The sequence below is a fragment of the Halorussus salinisoli genome (assembly GCA_005239435.1).
GTDB classification, from domain to species: Archaea; Halobacteriota; Halobacteria; order Halobacteriales; family Haladaptataceae; genus Halorussus; species Halorussus salinisoli.
The window spans coordinates 279,225-298,156 of record ML241305.1 but is presented as its reverse complement, the minus strand read 5'-3'; the positions used below and the strand labels follow the sequence as shown (position 1 = coordinate 298,156).

General features: G+C 67.2%; 17 protein-coding genes. 7 read left to right on the top strand and 10 right to left on the bottom strand.

Annotation, left to right across the window (positions count from 1 at the left end; genetic code table 11):
- Positions 1-28 precede the first annotated feature (28 nt).
- Entirely contained in the window at positions 29-1,828 is a 1,800-nt protein-coding gene (locus E2484_RS01590) for a S9 family peptidase (protein ID WP_137283472.1), read from the bottom strand.
- A 301-nt stretch (positions 1,829-2,129) separates the two neighbouring features.
- Here E2484_RS01590 and E2484_RS01585 point away from each other — a divergent pair, with 301 nt between their 5' ends.
- From E2484_RS01585 to E2484_RS01575, 3 genes are all read left to right on the top strand, one after another.
- On the top strand, positions 2,130-2,543 hold the full coding sequence (locus tag E2484_RS01585) for an integrin alpha (protein ID WP_170977201.1): 414 nt from the start codon (positions 2,130-2,132) through the stop codon (positions 2,541-2,543).
- A gap of 250 nt (positions 2,544-2,793) precedes the next feature.
- Positions 2,794-3,357, top strand: coding sequence for a DUF7344 domain-containing protein (locus E2484_RS01580; RefSeq protein WP_137283470.1), 564 nt, complete (start codon positions 2,794-2,796; stop codon positions 3,355-3,357).
- Positions 3,358-3,601: 244 nt separating this feature from the next.
- Positions 3,602-4,738 carry a glycosyltransferase family 4 protein gene (locus E2484_RS01575; RefSeq protein ID WP_137283469.1) on the top strand — a complete coding sequence of 379 codons (1,137 nt, stop codon included), beginning with the start codon at positions 3,602-3,604 and terminating at the stop codon, positions 4,736-4,738.
- A gap of 49 nt (positions 4,739-4,787) precedes the next feature.
- On the opposite strand, the gene E2484_RS01570 is transcribed toward E2484_RS01575, so the two are convergent.
- From E2484_RS01570 to E2484_RS01555, 4 genes are all read right to left on the bottom strand, one after another.
- Positions 4,788-5,849: an ATP-binding protein gene (locus E2484_RS01570; protein WP_137283468.1), complete on the bottom strand. Its 1,062-nt coding sequence runs from the start codon at positions 5,847-5,849 to the stop codon at positions 4,788-4,790.
- 121 nt (positions 5,850-5,970) lie between these two features.
- Positions 5,971-8,433, bottom strand: coding sequence for a dihydropteroate synthase (folP, locus tag E2484_RS01565; RefSeq protein ID WP_137283467.1), 2,463 nt, complete (start codon positions 8,431-8,433; stop codon positions 5,971-5,973).
- 192 nt (positions 8,434-8,625) lie between these two features.
- Positions 8,626-9,153 (bottom strand): SHOCT domain-containing protein, encoded by a 528-nt coding sequence (locus E2484_RS01560; RefSeq protein WP_137283466.1) that lies wholly within the window; start codon positions 9,151-9,153, stop codon positions 8,626-8,628.
- 126 nt (positions 9,154-9,279) lie between these two features.
- On the bottom strand, positions 9,280-10,905 hold the full coding sequence (locus E2484_RS01555) for a formyltransferase family protein (RefSeq protein WP_137283465.1): 1,626 nt from the start codon (positions 10,903-10,905) through the stop codon (positions 9,280-9,282).
- Positions 10,906-11,072: 167 nt separating this feature from the next.
- Between E2484_RS01555 and purB the strand changes: the two genes are divergently transcribed.
- Genes purB through E2484_RS01535 form a run of 4 tightly spaced genes read left to right on the top strand, consistent with a single transcriptional unit; the run spans position 11,073 to position 13,887 of the window.
- Positions 11,073-12,452, top strand: a complete 1,380-nt coding sequence (gene purB, locus E2484_RS01550; protein WP_137283464.1) for an adenylosuccinate lyase — start codon at positions 11,073-11,075, stop codon at positions 12,450-12,452.
- Between the two features lie 33 nt (positions 12,453-12,485).
- Positions 12,486-12,914, top strand: a complete 429-nt coding sequence (locus tag E2484_RS01545) for a hypothetical protein (RefSeq protein ID WP_137283463.1) — start codon at positions 12,486-12,488, stop codon at positions 12,912-12,914.
- Between the two features lie 47 nt (positions 12,915-12,961).
- A complete protein-coding gene (locus E2484_RS01540; RefSeq protein ID WP_137283462.1) occupies positions 12,962-13,396 on the top strand; it encodes a hypothetical protein in 435 nt (144 codons plus the stop codon).
- A gap of 50 nt (positions 13,397-13,446) precedes the next feature.
- Entirely contained in the window at positions 13,447-13,887 is a 441-nt protein-coding gene (locus E2484_RS01535) for a hypothetical protein (RefSeq protein ID WP_137283461.1), read from the top strand.
- Between the two features lie 145 nt (positions 13,888-14,032).
- Here the strand turns inward: E2484_RS01535 and E2484_RS01530 are convergent, their stop codons facing one another.
- Genes E2484_RS01530 through dapB form a run of 5 tightly spaced genes read right to left on the bottom strand, consistent with a single transcriptional unit; the run spans position 14,033 to position 18,926 of the window.
- Positions 14,033-15,142 (bottom strand): M20 family metallopeptidase, encoded by a 1,110-nt coding sequence (locus tag E2484_RS01530; protein ID WP_137283460.1) that lies wholly within the window; start codon positions 15,140-15,142, stop codon positions 14,033-14,035.
- 25 nt (positions 15,143-15,167) lie between these two features.
- Positions 15,168-16,055, bottom strand: coding sequence for a diaminopimelate epimerase (gene dapF / locus E2484_RS01525; protein WP_137283459.1), 888 nt, complete (start codon positions 16,053-16,055; stop codon positions 15,168-15,170).
- Positions 16,052-17,311, bottom strand: a complete 1,260-nt coding sequence (gene lysA / locus E2484_RS01520) for a diaminopimelate decarboxylase (protein ID WP_137283458.1) — start codon at positions 17,309-17,311, stop codon at positions 16,052-16,054. The genes dapF and lysA overlap by 4 nt, the downstream gene beginning before the upstream one ends.
- Positions 17,308-18,141 (bottom strand): 2,3,4,5-tetrahydropyridine-2,6-dicarboxylate N-succinyltransferase, encoded by an 834-nt coding sequence (locus E2484_RS01515; protein ID WP_137283457.1) that lies wholly within the window; start codon positions 18,139-18,141, stop codon positions 17,308-17,310. Before E2484_RS01515 ends, lysA begins: the two co-directional genes overlap by 4 nt.
- A complete protein-coding gene (dapB, locus tag E2484_RS01510; protein WP_137283456.1) occupies positions 18,138-18,926 on the bottom strand; it encodes a 4-hydroxy-tetrahydrodipicolinate reductase in 789 nt (262 codons plus the stop codon). Before dapB ends, E2484_RS01515 begins: the two co-directional genes overlap by 4 nt.
- Positions 18,927-18,932: the final 6 nt, after the last annotated feature.

The following is an 18,932-nucleotide window of genomic DNA, read 5'->3' as shown; positions in this document are numbered from 1 at the left end:
GACTCTACGACTCTCGGACTACGGTTCCTCAGACGTGCGTGTCGAGGAACTCGGCGACCGTCGTGTAGGCTTCGATGCGGTTTTCCAACTTCGAGAAGCCGTGGCCCTCGTCCTCGAAGACGAGTTTCTCGACCGGGACGCCCTGCTCGGCCGCCACCTCGGCTATCTGCTCGGCCTCGCCGACCGGGACGCGGGGGTCGTTCGCGCCGTGGAGGACTAACAGGGGTGCTTCGATGTTCTCGATGTTGTTGGTCGGACTGATGGATTCGAGGAACTCGCGGTCGTCTGCGAGCGACCCGTATTCGGCTTCGCGGTGTTCGCGCCGCCAGTCGCCCGTGTTTTCGAGGAACGTGACGAAGTTGGCGATGCCCACGATGTCCACGCCCGCGGCCCACAGGTCCGGGTACTCGGTGATGGCCGCGAGCACCATGAATCCGCCGTAGGAGCCGCCCATAGCGACGATTCGGTCGGGATCCACCGCGGGTTGGTCGTGGAGCCACTCGACGCCCGCCTCGACGTCGGCCACCGAGTCCATCCGCTTCTCTACGTCGTCCAGACTGGCGTACGCCTTGCCGTACCCTACCGACCCGCGGACGTTCGGCTCGAAGTAGGCGTAGCCGCGATTCAGGAAGTACTGCTTGACGGCGGAGAACGTGGGTCGGCGTTGGCTCTCGGGGCCGCCGTGGATGTCCACGATGACGGGGGTCTCGCCCGCCTCGGCGCTGTCCGGCACCGAGAAGAAGGCCGGAATCTCGCGACCGTCGAACGTCTCGTACCGGACCAGTTCGGGTTCCACGAACGACTCCTTGGGAAGCCCCGCGGTCGCCGCGTCGGTCCACTGCTCGGTCTCGCCCGTCTCCACGTCCACTACGTAGACGTTGGCGTTCTCGGTACTCCCCGTGACGGTGAGCGCGAACCGCTCGGCCTCGTCGTCGAACGTCGCAGCGCTCGCGCTACCTCGCGGGAGGTCGGGCGTCGAGAGCTCTCGGTAGGTGGTCTCGCCCGTGAACTCGGCCGCGGTCAGTTCGGTGTAGCCGTCGACGTTCCGGCCGAAGACGAACCGGCCGGTGTCCTCGTCCACGGTCAGACTCTCGACGTTCCAGTCGCCGGCTTCGACCACGGGTTCGAGGTCGCCCGACTCCACGTCGAGGCGCGCGAGGTACTCGGTGTCGGCCCCCTGGTCGGTCGTGAGATAGAGCGCGTCGCCCTCGGGACTCCAGTTCACCTGCCCGTAACGCACGTCGTCTTCGTGTGGCGTCAGGTGGTTCAGGTCGCCGGAGGCCACGTCGAGTACGTACACGTCGTAGTCGGAACTGGACTGCATCTCGACGACTGCGAGGGCGTCGTCGTCGGGGCTCCATCCGGCGACCGTGAACCAGCCGTCGCCCTCGTATATCATCTCGGCCTCGTCGTCGTCGCGGCCCTGCACGTACACGTCGAAGACGGATTCGTCTCGGCGATTCGACGCGAACGCGAACTTCGACCCGTCGGAGTTCCACCCGCCCCAGTAGTGGATGGATTCGGATTCGTCGGTGAGCGGGGTGACGGTCTCGCCGTCGCCGTCGAGGCGGAACAACTGGGTGCGCTCGTCGCCGCCCTCGTCCATGCCGAAGACGAGTTCGTAGCGCTCGGGCGACCACGAGGCGAAGTTGATCGCCTCCTCCTCGAAGGTGAGTTGCTGAGGCCACTCGCGGGGGCCGTCGAGTCGCCACACCTGCGGGACGCCAGTGGTGTCCATCAGGAACGAGAGGCGCTCTCCGTCGGGACCGAACGACGGAGTGTGTGCGCTCCGCACGTTGAGATAACGCTCGAAGTCGTACGTTGTCATGGCTCGTGATTACGACCCGACAGTCAAATCGCTTTGGACCTCGGCAGTCGGCAGCCAACCCTGGCGGGAAATCGACGGTCGGCAGGGCCCCGAGCCCCGTCGTCAGCGTCCAACCCACTCACCCCTCGAAACGGTCGGTTACGCCGGTTCACCGGGCGATTAACGAAACGAGAATCCGCCGAAACCCGACCGAGAACGAATCGGACTCGGTCTTGGGCGGTTACGGTCGTAACGTTACTCGTGGCGGCAACTGCCTTCGGCGTCGGCGGTCGGGGCTCGCGCCGAGCGACTCCTGCGACGAGTGAACCTTTCGAACGCGGCCGCGACCGCCGTCGGCGTGGTTCCCGGCGACCGAGCGGGCAGTTCGGTCGCCAGCGGGGACCTGAACGACGACGGCGCGGGCGACCTGCTCGTGGGTGCGCCGCGAAGCGATGCGGGCGGCAACGACTCGGGTGCGGCGTATCTCCTCCAGCGCGACTGTCCGGCGAGGCGGCGACCGCGACGGAGGAGACGACGACCGACGAAGACGACTGATTCCGGTCGTAGCCGAATCGGAGCGGACCCGAGTCTGCTTCGATTCGGCAACGAGGTACGCAGTTTCCACCGTCGGGACGGCCCCGCTGGAGCGGTGCAGTATCCGACGACTATAGGCCGAGCAGAGGCGAAACATCCAATGGAAGACCCAGTAACGGAGGGTTCCGAGAACGGTTCGTGACGACATGTCGTCGAGGTTCGCTCCCACGAGTTGGGTTCCGGAGTCGGGCCGACCACTCGGAACGACTGGTCGGACGATCCGCCGTCCGGGTTTCGGCTACGGGTTCGAGTCGTACCGCCGCGCCAGAACGGTGAGTTTCTTCCGAACCCTCGCGAACAACTTTCGGTTGAAATCCTGAACGATTCGAGTGAGCGCGTAAACAGTCAAATCGGTTTATGAGCGTTTCTATCCTCCGTTTTCACCAACGAGCATGGCATCTGAAACCACACGCACATCTCGGGAGGAAGTCTTCGACGCCGTGAAGAACCTCCGCCGTCGCTACGTCCTCTACTATCTCCAGCGATACGGCGGCCCGGTGAAACTCGGCGAACTCGCCGAGCAGATCGCGGCGTGGGAGAACGACACGTCCGTATCGGAGGTCTCCCCGAGCCAACGGAAGTCGGTGTACAGCGCGCTCCACCAGACTCACTTGCCGAAACTTCAGGCGGCGGGCGTCCTCCGGTACGACTCCGACCGGAGTCTGGTGCGCTCGACCGACAAGGCCGCAAGGCTCGACCTGCAACTGGCCAGCGACCCGCAGACCTCGCTCCCGTGGCACCAGTTGTACCTCGGACTCGCGTCGTTGAGCCTCCTCGTGCTGGCCTCGGTCTGGGTCGGACTCTACCCCTTCACGCTCCTCTCGGGCGTCCAGTACGCCCTACTCGTCATCTCGGTGTTCGGAGTGACGGCGCTGTTCCACACCTACGACCTTCGGCGCTGGCGACGACGCGCGAACAACGCCGCACCGGACTTCATCCTCGAAGTGAACGACTAGAGAAATTTATATGGAGTCTCGGGACGTAAATAGACTGCTTAGGGGTTGACATAGTTGTTCCTGAGAATTCTAAAGATGGCTACAACGTCGGGGGCGAGATTGCATCGCACAGCCCTCGTGGGACGGGCGAGCGAATCGAGCGCCGATTACGACCGAGAGACGGGAGCGCACCAGGAGAGCGCGGGGAGCGAGCGCGGAGACGAGAAAGGTTGGGTTTTTAGTGGGTCGCTTCGTGGCGCTTCGTATGCGCGTCGCGTTCGTCTCGGAGACGGTGGCCCAACACCGCGGGACGGGGGCAACGCGACGAATCCGGCGCACCGCCGAGGCGCTCGCTGACCGGGGCCACGACGTGGTCGTCTGCTGTGCGAAGTGGTGGGACGGCGACCACGACTCGTTCGAGCAGGACGGCGTGACCTACCGGGCAGTCACCACGGAGGCACCCGGCGAGGGCCGATTCGCCGTCTCGCTCCCGGCCGCACTCCGGGCCGTCGACCCGGACGTGATTCAGGCCACCGCCGCCGACCCGACACACGTTCTCGCCGCGAAAGCCGCCAGTCTCGTCCTCCGCGCGCCGCTCGTGGTGGACTGGTACGAGTCGCCCGACACGGGCGACGCCGACGACCCGCGGTGGCGACTCGCCGCGAGCGTCCCCGACCTCGTTCTCGCACCCTCCGAGACCGTCCGGACTCGCGTCCGGGAACTCGGCGCGGACGGCGAGGCGGTCCGGGTCGTCCCCAACGGCATCGACGTCGAAGCCATCCGGGCGGCCCCGTCCCGCGACGTCGCCGATATCGTCTACTCCCGGCGACTCGACGCCGACGCCAACCTCGAAAGCCTGCTGCTCGCGCTCGCCGAACTTCGGGACCACGACTGGTCGGCCGTCGTCATCGGCGACGGTCCCGAGCGCGACGTGTACGAACGACAGGTCCGCGATTTGCGTATCGAGGACCGCGTCTCGTTCGCGGGCGACCAACCGCTCGAAAACCGGCTCTCGGCGTTCAAGGGCGCGCACGTCTACGCCCAGACCGCCCGCCGGGAGGCGTTCCCGACCGACCTGCTCCGGGCGCTGGCGTGCGGGTGCGCCGGCGTCGTGGAGTACCACGTCGAGTCGAGCGCCCACGAACTGGTCGAACAGGAGAACCGGGCGTTCCGGACCACCAGCGAGCAGGAACTCACCGACGCCCTCGTCACGGCGAGCGAGATGGAACCGATGGACTACAACGGGAACTTCGCCGAGTACGACGAGGAGCAGGTGCTGGACGAGTACTTGACCGCCTACGACGAGGCCGAAGACCGAATGAGCTGGATCGAACCCGCCGCGGTGGCGGGCGGCGTGCTGGTCGTCGTGGCACTGGTCGCGCTTCTGGTCGTATTGCTGTGAATCGATCGGCGGTTCACGCACGGGTTCGGCGTCGGCCACCGGACGGTCGTCACAGAGCGAACTCGAACCGTGCCCCACCGCTCTCGCTCTCGGTCACGTCGATGGTCCAGTCGTGCGCGTCTGCGATCTGTCGTACTATCGCCAGTCCGAGACCGGTCCCGGTTTCGTGGGACGAGTAGCCGCCCTCGAAGATTCGCTCGCGGCGCTCGGGCGAGATACCGCGACCGTCGTCGGCGACGTAGAATCCGTCCTCGAACTCGCCCACGGTGACCGTGATGCCCTCGTCGCGGTGCTCGGCGTCGCTCTCGGACTGCTGGTCCGGGAGACCGTGTTCCACCGCGTTTCGGAAGAGGTTCTCGAACAGCGACTGGAGTCGTCGCTCGTCGACGTCGATCGTTCGGTCGGTCCGGAGGCGCAACTCCGCGTCGTCAGTCGGAACGTCGGACCACGCCGTACGTGCCACAGACTCGACGCCGACCTCGTTCGTCTCCCCGATAGCGTCGCCCCGACGGGAGAGGTCCAACACGTGTTCGATGAGTCGCTCCATCCGGGCGTGTGACTGCTCTATCGTCGCTATCTCCTCCTCGTTTCCGCGTCGGTCGAGTTGCCCCAGATACCCCTGCGCGATGTGGAGCGGGTTTCGAAGGTCGTGGGCGACGATACCGGCGAACTCGTCGAGCCGACTCACCTCGTTCGCCAACTGCTCGGTTCGCTGCTGGAGGCGAACGCGGTAGACGCCCAGGAGCGTCCCGACGACGGTCCCGATGCTCGCGTTGCTAAGCACGAGATACCGGTACTCCGCGACGCCGCCGCCTTCGAGGCGTTCGACAGCGAGCGTGAACGAACTCACGACGCCGAGGAGGACCATCCCAGTCAGCCCCGAGACCGCGACAGCGGCGACGCGCGTGGCTCTCGTCTCGCTCCGGAACAACCCGACGCCGAGCGTAATCACGGCGAGCGAGAGGAAGAGCGGAATGGCGAGTTTCAGCAGGTCGAACGGTCGGCCCGTCGACTCGAAGGTGTAGTAGAGGACCGCCAGCAGTCCCTGACTCGTACCGAGTCCGACGACCGCGGCGCGAGATATCCGTTCGGTAATTTCTCGCCCGTTCATCGACTCCAACAAATAATCGAAGAATCATAACTCTACTTTCAGTTATCGCGATTGGTAACGAGTCTCTCGCCGCCCCACGTGCGAAAGCGGAGACACGAAAGAGCCGGGAGAAAGGGGTACGTTACTCTTCGAACGTTTCGGGCGAGTCCGCCGCGTCCACCGCGTTCACGGCCGCGACGTTCTCGGCCACGTCGTGAACCCGAACGACGTCGGCCCCGCGCTCGGCGGCGATGGCTGTCCCGGCCACCGTCGCCGCGGTTCTGTCCTCGTCCTCGCCGATGAGGTCGAACATCGACTTGTGGGAGTGGCCGACCAGCACGGGACACTCCAGCGCGTGGAACTCGTCGGTCCGGCCGAGGAGTTCGAAGTTCTCCTCTCTCGACTTCCCGAAGCCCAGACCGGGGTCCACGATTATCTGCTCGCGGTCGAGACCCGCCTTCTCGGCTAACAGGACCTTCTCCTCCAGTTCGTCTATCACGTCCTCCACCACGTCGTCGTAGTGCACGTCCCTGTCCGGCACGACCGGGGCGTCGATGCTGTGCATCACCACGATGGGCGCGTCGTGGTCGGCCGCGACGAAGCGCATCTCGGGGTCTTCGAGGCCCGATACGTCGTTGAGTACGTCCGCGCCCGCTTCGAGGGCGGCCTCGGCGACTGCGGCCTTCCGGGTGTCGATGGAGACCATCGCGTCGAGGTCTGCGATTCGCTCGACGACCGGGACCACGCGGTCTTTCTCGTCTTCGACCGGAATCTCGTCCGCGCCGGGTCGGGTGGACTCGCCGCCCACGTCGATGACGTCCACGCCCGCCTCGACCATCTCCTCTGCCCGGGCCACCGCATCTTCGACCGCCTCGTACCGTCCGCCGTCGTGGAACGAGTCGGGCGTGACGTTCAGGATGCCCATCACGGCGGTGCCCTCCTCCCACGGGTAGCCCCGCGTATCCGGGTCCGTCCGGATGCCCAGCGCCTCGCGGAGTTCGTCGGCGAACACCGACAGGCCGTACGGTTGGCCGTCGAGTTTCTCGGCGAGGCGCTCGAACTGCGCGAGGGTGCCCATCAGCACCACGTCGACGTTCTGGTCGTCCTGTTCGTTGATACCCGAGACGGCACACTCCCCGCCGAGCGAGAGCATCTCCTCTTTGAGATACCGGGCCTGTCTGACCTGCACGCGGGTTTTGAGGACGCGGTGGACCGCCTTGCCGCGCATCCGCCAGACGCCGGGGTCGGTCACGTCCGCGCCCGACAGCGCCTCGCGGGCGTCGTCCAGATTCCGGATGCGCTTGGGAATCTCGGCCCGGGTCCACCGCGACCGGGCCTCCGCGACCGCGAACAGCGACCCCGCGACCAGTACGAGGTCGTCCTGACTCGCGGCGTTCAGGGCGTCCTCCAGCGCGCCCTCGACCGAGTTGCGGGTCAGGACCTCGCCCGCCCCGGACTCCTCGAAGGCACGGGCGACGACCGCCTCGTCCTCCGCCCTATCGAGATTCGGCTGGCAGGCCACCACCCGGTCGGGAGTCGGAAGTGCGTCGGCCATCCCGCGGAGGTCCTTGTCGTGCATCGCGCCGAAGACGAGGTGGAAGTCGTCGACCTCGCCGTCGAACTCCGAGAGCGTCTCGGCGAGGGCCTCGCACGCGCCGGGGTTGTGCGCCCCGTCCAGGACGACGACGGGGTCTCTGCCCATCACCTCGAACCGGCCGGGCCAGTCGGCCTTCCGGAGGCCGCGAGCCAGTTCGGAATCGCTCACGTCGGCGACCTGCCGGGCGAGCGCGGCCGCCACGCCCGCGTTCCGGGCCTGATACTCGCCGAGCAGGGGAATCTCGGTCGCGACTTCCCACCCCTCGCCAGCCAGCGAGACCGCGGCCTCAGTGTGGTTGGTCCGGCCGCCGTACTCGACTCGCACGTCTGGCGCGTCGGTCTCGTCGTCCGCGTCGGCCTCGCCGACCCGTATCACGTCGCCCGCCTGCTCGCGGACCGCCTCCAGCGCCTCGCCGGTCGTCGCGGTCACGAGGGGTACGTCGGCGGGCGCGACGTGGGCCTTGTCGCGGGCGATTTCCTCGATGGTCTCGCCGATGATACCCGTGTGTTCCAGAGTGACGCTCGTGACCGCGCTGGCGACGGGGTCCACGACGCTGGTCGCGTCGTACTTCCCGCCGATGCCGACCTCGAGGGCTGCGACGTCCACGTCCTCGCGGCCGAAGTGCCAGAGCGCCAGTCCGGTCATCACCTCGAAGAAGGTCGGTGCTTCGCCGTCCGCGGCCCGGTCCTCGACGTACTCCCGAATCGACTCGACGTACTCGGTCAGCGCGGCTTTCGGAATCTTCCGGCCGTTCACCCGGACGCGCTCTCGCACGTCGTCGAAGTGCGGGGAGGTGTAGAGTCCGACGTCGAGGTCCGCCTCCCGCAGGGCGCGCTCGGCCATTCTGGCGGTCGAACCCTTCCCGTTCGACCCGGCTACCTGCACGAAATCGACCCCGTCGTGGGGGTCGCCGAGGTGGGCGAGTAGCTCCGCGGTCGATTCCGTCCCGGGCTTCGGGCGGAACCGACGCAGGTCGAACAGGAAGTTCGCCGCCTCGTGGTAGTCCATATCTGCGTGAACTAACGCGGCGCGCTTAGGCGTGTCGGAGTCGGAACTGTGCAGGCGAACTCCGGGCGTCACCGACCGTTTGGAATTCGGTCCTCGGGCGCTAACTAAACACCTATATCTATGTATTAGAATTACATGTCGGTATTATAGAAATGTATAAACTGCCGAAGTAACTGCTTAGATGTCTCCGCCCTACCACTCGAACTCGCGGTCGCGCTGGCGGTCGGTCCGGTCGCGCTCCCGGCGAACGCGCTCGTCGCTGACGCTCTCCTCGCTCATCAGGTCCTGCAGTCGGCGCTCGTACTCCAGTTCGGTAATCTCGCCCTCGACGTACTCCTGCTTGAGGTCCTCGATGCGGTCCTCGGTCGTGGATTCGAGTCGGTCCGAAAGCCCGAGGTCCCGCGCTTCGGAGGAGTAGCGTTCGAACAACCGGGCGAGTCGCGCGAGGCGGTCGTTTCGGGGCACCGACGCGCTCCGGACTACAGCGACCGCGAGACCGACCAGGAGGAAAACGGAGAGCATCCCGACGAGCGCCGACGCGACGAGGTACGGCACGACGGCGTTCAGCAGGACGAAGACGAGGGACGCTTCCGCCGGGGCCGTGCCGAGCGCCGACAGCGCGGCGAGGAGTCCGACCCCGGCGATGCCGACGAGCGCGAACAGCGAGAGGACGAATCCCCCGAGGAGAAGCTTGACCTTCCCGTCGTCTAACAGTCCCATCGTCTCGTGGTTGGTGACGACCACACTTCAATCTCTTCTTCGGGCCGAGGACGGGAGCGGTCAGTCGTGCCGGAAGCACCGTCAGAAGCAAGTTCTGACGAGCTTTAGACGACTCCTTCCTTTCGGTCAGTCGTGCCGGAAGCACCGACTCCCGGTAAAGACCATCGCCATGTCGTGTTCGTCGGCGGCCTCGATAACGTCGTCGTCGTTGACCGACCCGCCGGGTTGAACCACGGCCTCGATGCCCGCCTCGGCGGCCGCCTCGATGGCGTCGGGGAAGGGGAAGAAGGCGTCGGAGGCCATGACCGCGCCCTCGGCCGACTTCCCCTCGGCGTCCTTCTCGGCTTTCATCTTGGCGATTTCCACGGCGTCGACCCGCGAGACCTGTCCCGCGCCGACGCCGACCGTCTCGGTACCGTCGGCGAACAGGATGGCGTTGGACTTGACGTGTTTGATGGTCTGCCACGCGAACAACAGCGAGTCGAGTTGGTCGTCGGTGGGTTCGCGGTCGGTGACGACCTCCAACTCCTCGCGGGTCGGGGTTTGCAGGTCTCGCTCCTGTACGAGTCGGCCGCCGACGAGGTCCTTCTCGGTCGTGCGTTCGGTAGTCTCGCCGAAGTCTTCCTCGTCGCCAGCGTCGAGGACGCGCAGGTTGTCCTTCTCGAAGAGGGTGTCGAGCGCCGAATCGGTGTAGCCCGGTGCGACGACGACCTCCTTGAACGAGTCGGTAACTTGTTCGGCGGTCGCCTCGTCGCACTCCCAATTCAGGGCGACGATGCCGCCGAACGCGCTCTTTGGGTCGGTGGCGAGCGCCCGGTCGTAGGCCGCCGCGAGACTGTCGGCTGTGGCGCATCCCGCGGGGTTGGTGTGCTTGATGACCGCGGCGGCGGGCCGGTCGAACTCCTTGACCAGGTTCAGCGCGGCGTCGGCGTCGTTGTAGTTGTTGTACCCCATGCCCTTCGCGCCCTCGTTCAACTGCGGGGCGTCCACGACGCTGGCCTCTTCGCAGGTCGCGTCCCCGTAGAGCGCGGCGTCCTGATGGGGGTTCTCGCCGTACCGCAAGTCGGCTATCCGGTCGGTCGTCTCGACGCTCCGGGCCGGGAACTGGCCGCCGTCGTCGGCCTCGACGCGGACTTCGGTTCGGTCGTCCGCGACCGCCAGTTTCCCTTCCGCGAACCACCGGACAGCACGTGGGTAGGCCTTGAACTCGCCCTCGTAGAGGACGCGCTCTTTCAGGTCGCTCTCGTCGTCGCCATCGTACACCGGAATCGGCTCTTGAGTCACGATTGGGCCGCCGTCAACGTCGTCCTCGACCACGTTGCCCTCGTCGTCGGTGGCGTCGGTGACGACGTGGACCGTGCAACCCGTCGTCTTCACGTCCGAGTCGAGGACCTGCGCGTGGGCGTCCATGCCCGGGAACGACGGCAGGAGCGAGGGGTGGACGTTCAGCGTGAGGGGCATCTGGTCGAGGAACTCGTCCGAGAGGATGCGCATGTAGCCGTCGAGACAGACGAGGTCGAAGTCGTACTCCGCGAGGGCGGAGACGACGCGGCGCTCGTGTTCGCGGCGCGTTTCGTCCTCGTCGCGTGCGACGACTTCGGTCGGGAGTCCGCGCTTCTCGGCTTTCTCCAAGACGGGCGCGTCGGAGTCGTTGGTCAGGACGACGCCGAGTTCTGCGCCGCCGGGGGCGCGGTCGGCGAGGTGCATCAGGTTCCGTCCGCGGTTACTGGCGAGTCCAGCGATTCGCGTCATGTTCGAAGCCGCGCCGTCTCGGCAGAAATGTATTGCGATTGCGACCGAGCAGATATCCACGAACGAGCATACATTCGGGCCATATCATCTCCTCTTGCCACGCAGTATGCAAGACCGTGACGACTTCGACCGACACGCTTTTGCCGCGCGCCCGGGCAGATTCGGGTATGAACTCCCTCTACGCCGTCTCGCCGCTCGACGGCCGATACGCCGGGCGAACCGAACCCCTGCGCGAGTACGCGAGCGAGGCCGCACTCGTGCGCGCTCGCGTGCAGGTCGAAGTAGAGTATCTCGTCGCGCTGGCCGACCTCGACGCGACCCCGCTGGAACTTGACGACCGCGACCGCGCACACCTCCGAACCCTCTACGAGGAGTTCGACGCCGACGACGCCGAACTCGTCAAGCAGATCGAGACCGAGGGGTACGGCGACTACTCGGCGACCAACCACGACGTGAAGGCGGTCGAGTACTTCGTCCGGGAGAATCTCCCCGAGGACCTCGAATCGGCCTCGTCGTGGATTCACTTCGCGCTGACCAGCGAGGACGTGAACAACCTCGCCTACCGCCTGCTCGTGAAAGGCGCGGTCGAGGACGTACTCCTGCCCGAACTCCGCGAAGTTCGGGCGGCGCTCGCGGACCTCGCCCGCGAGTACGCGGACGTGCCCATGCTGGCGCGAACCCACGGCCAGCCCGCGACCCCGACCACCTTCGGCAAGGAGATGGCGGTCTTCGCCTCTCGACTGGGGAGAGCCATCGGCCGTGTGAAGGACGCTCGCGACGGGTTGCAGGGGAAGATGGCGGGGGCCTCGGGTACTTACGCGGCCCACGTCGCGGCCTACCCCGACGTGGACTGGCCAGCCTTCGCCCGGGAGTTCGTGGAAGGTCTGGGACTGGAACAGGCCCCGCTGACCACGCAGGTCAACCCATGCGACGACCTCGCGGAACTGTTCGACGCGCTCCGCGGCGCGAACAACGTCCTTCTCGACCTGGACCGAGACGCGTGGCGCTACGTCAGCGACCGCTATCTCGGACAGGAGACCGCCGAGGGCGAGACCGGCTCTTCGACCATGCCCCACAAGGTCAACCCCATCGACTTCGAGAACAGCGAGGGCAACCTCTCGAAGGCGAACTCGGACCTCGTGTTCCTGGGCGATTACGTCACCAGTTCGCGGCTCCAGCGCGACCTCTCGGACTCCACCGTGAAGCGGAACATCGGGTCGGCGTTCGCCTACTGCCTGCTGGGCTACGTCAAGCTACAGGCGGGACTCGGCAAGGTGGTGCCCAACGAGCAGGTCATGCGCGACGACCTCGAATCCACGCCCGAAATCATCGGCGAGGCCGTCCAGACCATCCTTCGACGCGAGGGCCACGACGACGCCTACGAGCGCGTCAAGGACCTGACCCGCGGTCGGCGCGTGACCTTGGAGGATTTCCGGGACCTCTTCGCTGACCTCGACGTGGACGAGGAGACCCGCGAGGAACTGCTCGACCTGACGCCCGCCGGGTACACGGGCGTCGCCGGCGGGATGGTCGATAGCCTCGATTAATTTTAAGTACCATACCGGGACGAATCCCGGCCCGTGAACTGGAGTAGTTTCCTCGCCTTCTACGTGGCCGTGATGCTGTTGTTCGGGTCGTTCGCAACCGGTATCGGTGCGCTGGAGTACGAAGTCACCGCCGAGGGTCCCATCGACCACACCCCGACAGAGTGGAACGGGTTCGAGGACGCCGAGGTGACGAGCTATCAGTACCAGGACCTCTCGGAGCGCGATCAGCGGATCGTCGACCGGGCCATCGCGGGCAGTCGACTGGTCTTCAGAGCGCCCGGAGACCTCCCGACGAATCTCGACAAGGGTAACTTCGTCGTTCGCCGGAACGGACACCGGTACCTGGTCAGAGAGAGCCTCTTCTTCAACTACGAGACGAAGTTCGCTGCGGCATCGGGGACTCTGGGATTCGCCGGACTACTCGTGTTCCGAATCGCTCTTCGGCACGAACACGGCTGGTGAGAGGGTGCAACGAACCTGGTTTGTGGGCTGGCTCACACGTTCACTCCGTGACCGACAGCGTCCACTCCGCCCTCTTCTTCGTCGGCGTCTTCCTGATAACCGCCGCAGTCGTCGTCGGCGTCGGCGCGTTCGAGTACGAGGTGCGGTCGCTCGGGGCCGTCGAGGAGATCCCCGAAGTCACCGAGTCGCTCGTCTCCTACGACGCGCTCTCGGAACGCGACCAGCGGACCGTCGACCAGATACTCGCGGGCGAGCGACTGGTGGTCCGCGACCCGGGGTATCTGCCGGGGCCGCGCGAGGCGAAGGGGCAGTTGGCGGTCGAACGCGACGGCGAGACGTATCTCCTCACCCGGCGACTCTTCTTCGACTGGCGGACCCGGTTCGGCGCGAGCGCGGTGACGATGGTCGTGGCCGGAGTCGTCGCCATCAGCGAGGCCATCCGACGCCATCACTGCCCGCATCGGAGCGTCTTCTGGACGTGACGGCTCCACTCAGGGAAAACGATATGTAGAAGAGGGGACACGAACGAGGTATGGGAAAGAACCTCCAGTTTCTCCTGTTGGTCGCCGGCGTCTTCCTCCTGGTCGGGTCGGTCATGGCGGGCATCGGCGCGTACGAGTACGAGGTGAAGAAGGTCGATACGGTGGAGGGCCAGGCCCCGATGCTCGAGGAGTTCGTGACGTACGAAGACCTCGTCGGTCGCCAGAAGGAGATCGTGGACCGGGCCATCGCTGGCGAGGCGGTCGCCGTCCGGCGGGCCGACGAACTCCCGGGGAAGAGAGAGAAGATGGGGAAACTCGGCGTCGACAAGGACGGCACGTACTACGTCCTGACGCGGCGGATGTTCTTCAACTGGCGGACGAAGTTCGGGATGGCGTCGCTGGCGATGGGATTCACCGGAGTCGCGGCGATTTCGGAGGCCATCCGCAGACGCCAGTTCCCCCATCGCCCGGTCTACTGGATTCGGCGGTAGTCGCAGTGAACGTGTAGTGGTTCTCTCTACTCGTCCCGTGGACTAAAGACCAGAGATAAGGTTCCGAGGGACACATTTTAGAACTTTTAAGCAACAAATACCTATATTAAACAACGGACTTCGATTCTCCTCTCACGACCGGACGCTACGACAGGAGCGACGTCAGCGTCGTCTCTATCGCGTCGGCGGCGCGCGTCACGTCGGCCACGCGGACGTGCTCGCGCGGCGCGTGGGCCACCGCGCCCTCGTCGTCGGCCAGCGCTCCCGGCCCGAACACGACCGTCGGGGCCATCTCCGCGAAGTACGACGCCTCGGTCGCGGCACCGAACGGCCGGACTTCGCCGCCGCTCGCGTCGCGGAGCGTCTCGACCAGCCGGGAATCGGCGGGCGTCTCGAACGCCGCCAGAAACGGTGTCGTCCGCTCGGCGAGCGAGACCGACACCTCGACCGGGATTTCGGGCGGGACGTGCGCCCGGAGGTGGTCCTCCAGCGCGGCCCGGAAGCCGTCGGCGGTCTCGGGCGGGACGCTCCGGCGGTCCACGACGAACGAACACTCCGCCGGCACCTGATTCGTCGCGGTGCCGCCCTCGATGGTCGTCGGCGTCAACGTCGCTTCGCCGAGCGCGTCGCTTTCGTCGGGCCTCCCTTCGCGGTCGTCGAACGAGTCGAGCGCCGCGAGGAGGTCGCCAGCCGCCCGGACCGCGTTGACGCCCGCCTGGGGTTCGGCGGCGTGGGCGTTCGCGCCGCCGACCGTGACGGTCGCCTGAAATCTGCCTTTGGCGGCGTTACACACGTCGAGTTCCGTCGGTTCGCCCACGAGTACCGCGTCGGGTTCGCGGTCGAAGTCCAGCGCCGCGGCCCCGGTCGAGTTCGTCTCCTCGTCGGGCGTGACCGCGAGCGTCACCCGACCGCGTTCGAGGTCGGCGGCGAAGAACGCCGCGAGGATGGCGGCGAGTGGCCCCTTCGCGTCGCAGGAGCCGCGACCCCGAATGGTATCGTCGTCGGTCCCGCGCGCCTCGCGCTCGAAGGGGACGTGAGGCGGCACCGTGTCGACGTGCGTGTTGAGGACGACGTGCGGTCCCTCGCGGCCCGACTCCCGGACCGCGAGCGTGTTCCCCGCGTCGTCTACGTCGACCGAAACCTCGGCGTCGGCCGATTCGAGCGTCTCCACGAGTAGGTCTCGCATCTCGGTCACGTCCTCGTGAGAGGGCGTCTGTACTGCGCGTTCGAGGAAGCCGATAGGGTCGAAGCTCACGAGTGGAAACCGTCGTGGCCGAAGCTCATGCCTTGGTAAGCCGTCTGGGTTCGGGCGTCGAAGCCACCTCGCCCTCGAACTCCCGCTCGGCCGGGCCGGTCAGGGTCGCGCGACCGTTCCGGAACGCCACGTCGAGGCGGCCGCCCGGCGGGAAGACGGCCACGTCGTCGCACTCGAGTCGGCCGAGTCGTCGCGCGACCGCCGCGATTGCGACCGCTCCGGTGCCGCAGGCCCGGGTCTCGCCCTCTACGCCGCGCTCGTAGGTTCGCTGGTCGAACCCGGAATCGTCGCGCCGAGACGCGAAGGTGACGTTCGCACCCTCGGGGAAGGCGTCGGCGTGGCGAATCGCGGGCGCGACCGTTTCGAGGTCCACGTCGGCCACGTCCTCGACGAACGCGACGGCGTGGGGGACGCCCGTGTTCACGGCGGTCAGTTCGACGCCCGCGACCGACTCGCCGACCAGCGGTTCCTCGCGGTCGGGCGCGAGGGGAACCTCGCCGGGTGCGAACGACGGTTCGCCCATCTCGATGGTCACGTCTTCGCCACGGATCTCGGCCCGGCGCGTGCCCGCCTGCGTGTCGAGCATGATGGCGTCCGCGCCGGTTCGCTCGGCGGCCCACTTGGCCGCACACCGCGCGCCGTTGCCGCACATCGCCGCGGTCGAACCGTCGGGTTGGACCAGCGTCATCACCACGCGCGGCGGTGAGAACTGGGATTCGAGCGCCAGAAACAGTGTCCCGTCCGCCCCTACCGACTCGCTTCCTTCGCTCGCCGCACCGCCGGCGACGTTTACGCCGTCGGTGCGGTCGCACACCTGCCGAGCGAACGCGCCCCGGTCGGGGACGTACTCGTCAGCGTCTACTACTACGAAATCGTTGCCACTGCCGTGAAACTTCTCGTACTCTATGCTCATGCTTCGTCCTCCGGTTCGACCGCCGTCACGTCCGCAATCGTCTCGCGCCGTCGCGCCAGCGAGGCCGTCCCGCCTTCGAGGACGACCGACGCCGGGCGCGGGCGGGAGTTGTACTGACTCGCCATCTCGTAGCCGTAGGCCCCCGAATTGCCGATCGCGAGCAGGTCGCCGCGTTCGGGGTCGGGAAGCCAGTGGTCGCCCAGGGTGTCGGCGCTCTCGCAGACCGGCCCCGAGACCACCACCTCGCGCTCGGGGCGGGTTTCGGCCCCGGACGCGAGACTCCGGATCTGGTGGTGGGCGTCGTAGATGGCGGGCCGGGCGAGGGTGGTCATCCCCGCGCCGACGCCGACCACGACCCCTTTCGGCACCTCCTTGACCGTGTTTACCTCTGTCAGCACGACTCCGGCGTCGGCGACGAGGTAGCGGCCGGGTTCGACCGCGAGGGTCGCCTCGACTTCCCCGAGGGCTTCGCGGGTCGCCTCGGCCACGGCGTCCAAATCGAGGGGGTCGTCGTCCGGACGGTAGGGGACGCCGAAGCCGCCGCCCACGTCCACGAATTCGATGTCGAGTCCGCGCTCGCCGACCTCGCGCGCGAGGTCGCCCATCCGCGAGACGAGCTCGCGGTGGGCCGAGAGGTCCTCGCCCGAGATGCCGCTTCCGGCGTGGGCGTGGAGACCGACGACTTCGAAGTCCTCGGCGGCCGCGTCGAGAACTTCGACGGCGCGGTCGTAGGGCACGCCGAACTTGGCGTCCGCGCCGGTCGCCACCTTCTCGTGGTGGCCCGCACCGACGCCCGGATTGACGCGCAGGCAGACCCGGCCCGAGTATCCGCGCTCGGCCAGTCTGTCGAGGGTGTCGGCCGCGCCCGCCGTAATCGTCAGGCCGGAGTGCTCGTCGGCGAGTCGGGCCGCCACGTCGAGGTCCCGGGCGGGCGGGTTGACCGCGGTGTAGTGGACGCGCTCGGCGGGTACTCCGGCGTCGAGGACTCTCGTGAGTTCTCCCGCGGAGGCGCACTCGACGCCCGCGCCCTCGTCCGCGAGCGTTCGCAGGACCGGCCGGGTGGTGTTGGCCTTCGCGGCGTAGTAGACCTCGGCTTCCGGGAAGGCGTCGGCCATCCGGCGGTAGTTCTCCCGGACGCGGTCGGCGTCGAGGACGTAGAGCGGCGTGCCGTACTCGTCGGCCAGTCCTCGGAGTCGCTCGGCGGGCCAGTCGGCGAGTCGTCGTACCGGCGGATTTCGGACCTGCGCGGCGCTCATTCTCGGAGCGCCTCCTCGCGCTCGACGCCTTCGAGGGTCGTCTCCTCGACGTCCATCGCCACGACCGCGGGCTTGTACGCCCCGCCCTCGAACAGGTCGTGGTCGCCGACCGACGACTCCACGAACCGGGTGAACGCCCGGCGCTCGGGCGGGAGGCGGCCGTAGACGACTTCCTCCTCCACGAGATCGTAGACCGGGATTCGGGGGGTGAGGAGGGTGTTCTCGGCGACGACGCTGTTCTCGCCCACGACGAATCCCGACGTGACTCGGCAGCCCGCGCCGAGCGACGCGCCGTCCTCGACCACGACCGGGGCGTCCTCCACGGGTTCGAGCACCCCTCCGATGAGGGTGTTCGCGCCCAACTTCACGTCCGCGCCGATCTGGGCGCACGACCCCACGGTGTCGCAGGAGTCCACGAGGGTACCGTCGCCGACGTGCGCGCCGATGTTGACGAAACTCGGACTCATCATGATGCAATCAGCGCCGACGTAGGCACCCCGACGCAGGACGGTTCCGTCGGGCGTGTTGCGGGTTCCTCGCTCGGGCAGGTCGCCCGTCTCGCGCAGGGGAAGCACGTCGTGGTAGGTCACGTCGCCGTACTCCCGGCCCGCAATCTCGCGCAGGCCGAAGTTCAGCAGGATGCCCTGCTTGACCCACTCGTTCGACTCCCACTCGCCGTCGCGCTTCTCGGCGGCCCGGACCTCGCCGGTTTCGAGCGCGTCGAGGAAGGCGTCCAGACGGTCGAGTTCCTGCCGGCCCGCCGCGTCGGCCGAGAGGTCCCCGTCGTCGTAGCGATGCCACAGGTCTTCGATGTCGGATTCCAGACTCATTGCGTATCACTTCCTGTCACGACGTCCGCGAAGTCGTACCAGCCCGGGTCCCGGCCCGCCAGCCAGACCGCCGCGTCCAAAGCTCCCTCGGCGAAGACGCCGCGGTCCTCGGCGCGGTGGGTCAGTCGGACCTCTTCGTGGTTGCCAGCGAGCAGAACCTCGTGTTCGCCCGTGACGGACCCGGCCCGGCGGGCGTGGACTCCGATTTCTCCCTCCTCGCGCGGGGCCTCGCCCTCGCGGCCGTGGACGCGCTCGCTGGCGTCGTCTTCCCGCGCGTCCTCGATTCGGTCCAGAATCGCGTTCGCGGTCCCGCTCGGGGCGTCGCGCTTGCGGTTGTGGTGGGTCTCCGTGACCTCCACGTCGTAGCCCGGTAGGTCGGCGACTGCCGCCTCGACCGCCGAGAGCAGCGCCTGCACGCCGCGCCCGAAGTTCGAGGCCTTCAGGACGGGCGCGTACTCGGCCAGTTCGCGGAGCGCCGCCTCGCCCTCGTCGTCGAATCCGGTCGTGCCGACCACGCTGGCGACCCCGGCCTCGGCGGCCACCGCGACGTAGTTCTGACTGCTCGCGGGGCCGGTGAAGTCGACGACGACGTCCGGGTTGTGGTCGGCCAGCAATTGGTCGAACTCGCGGGTCGGTTCGACGGGGACTCCGGCGACTACCTCCTCGCCGTCCGAGTCGCGGTTGACGGCGAACGCGACGTCCACGTCCTCGCGGGCGCTGGCGGCGTCGAGGACAGCGCGGCCCATCTGGCCGGTCGCGCCCGTGACTGCGACTGATACGCTCATGGTCGT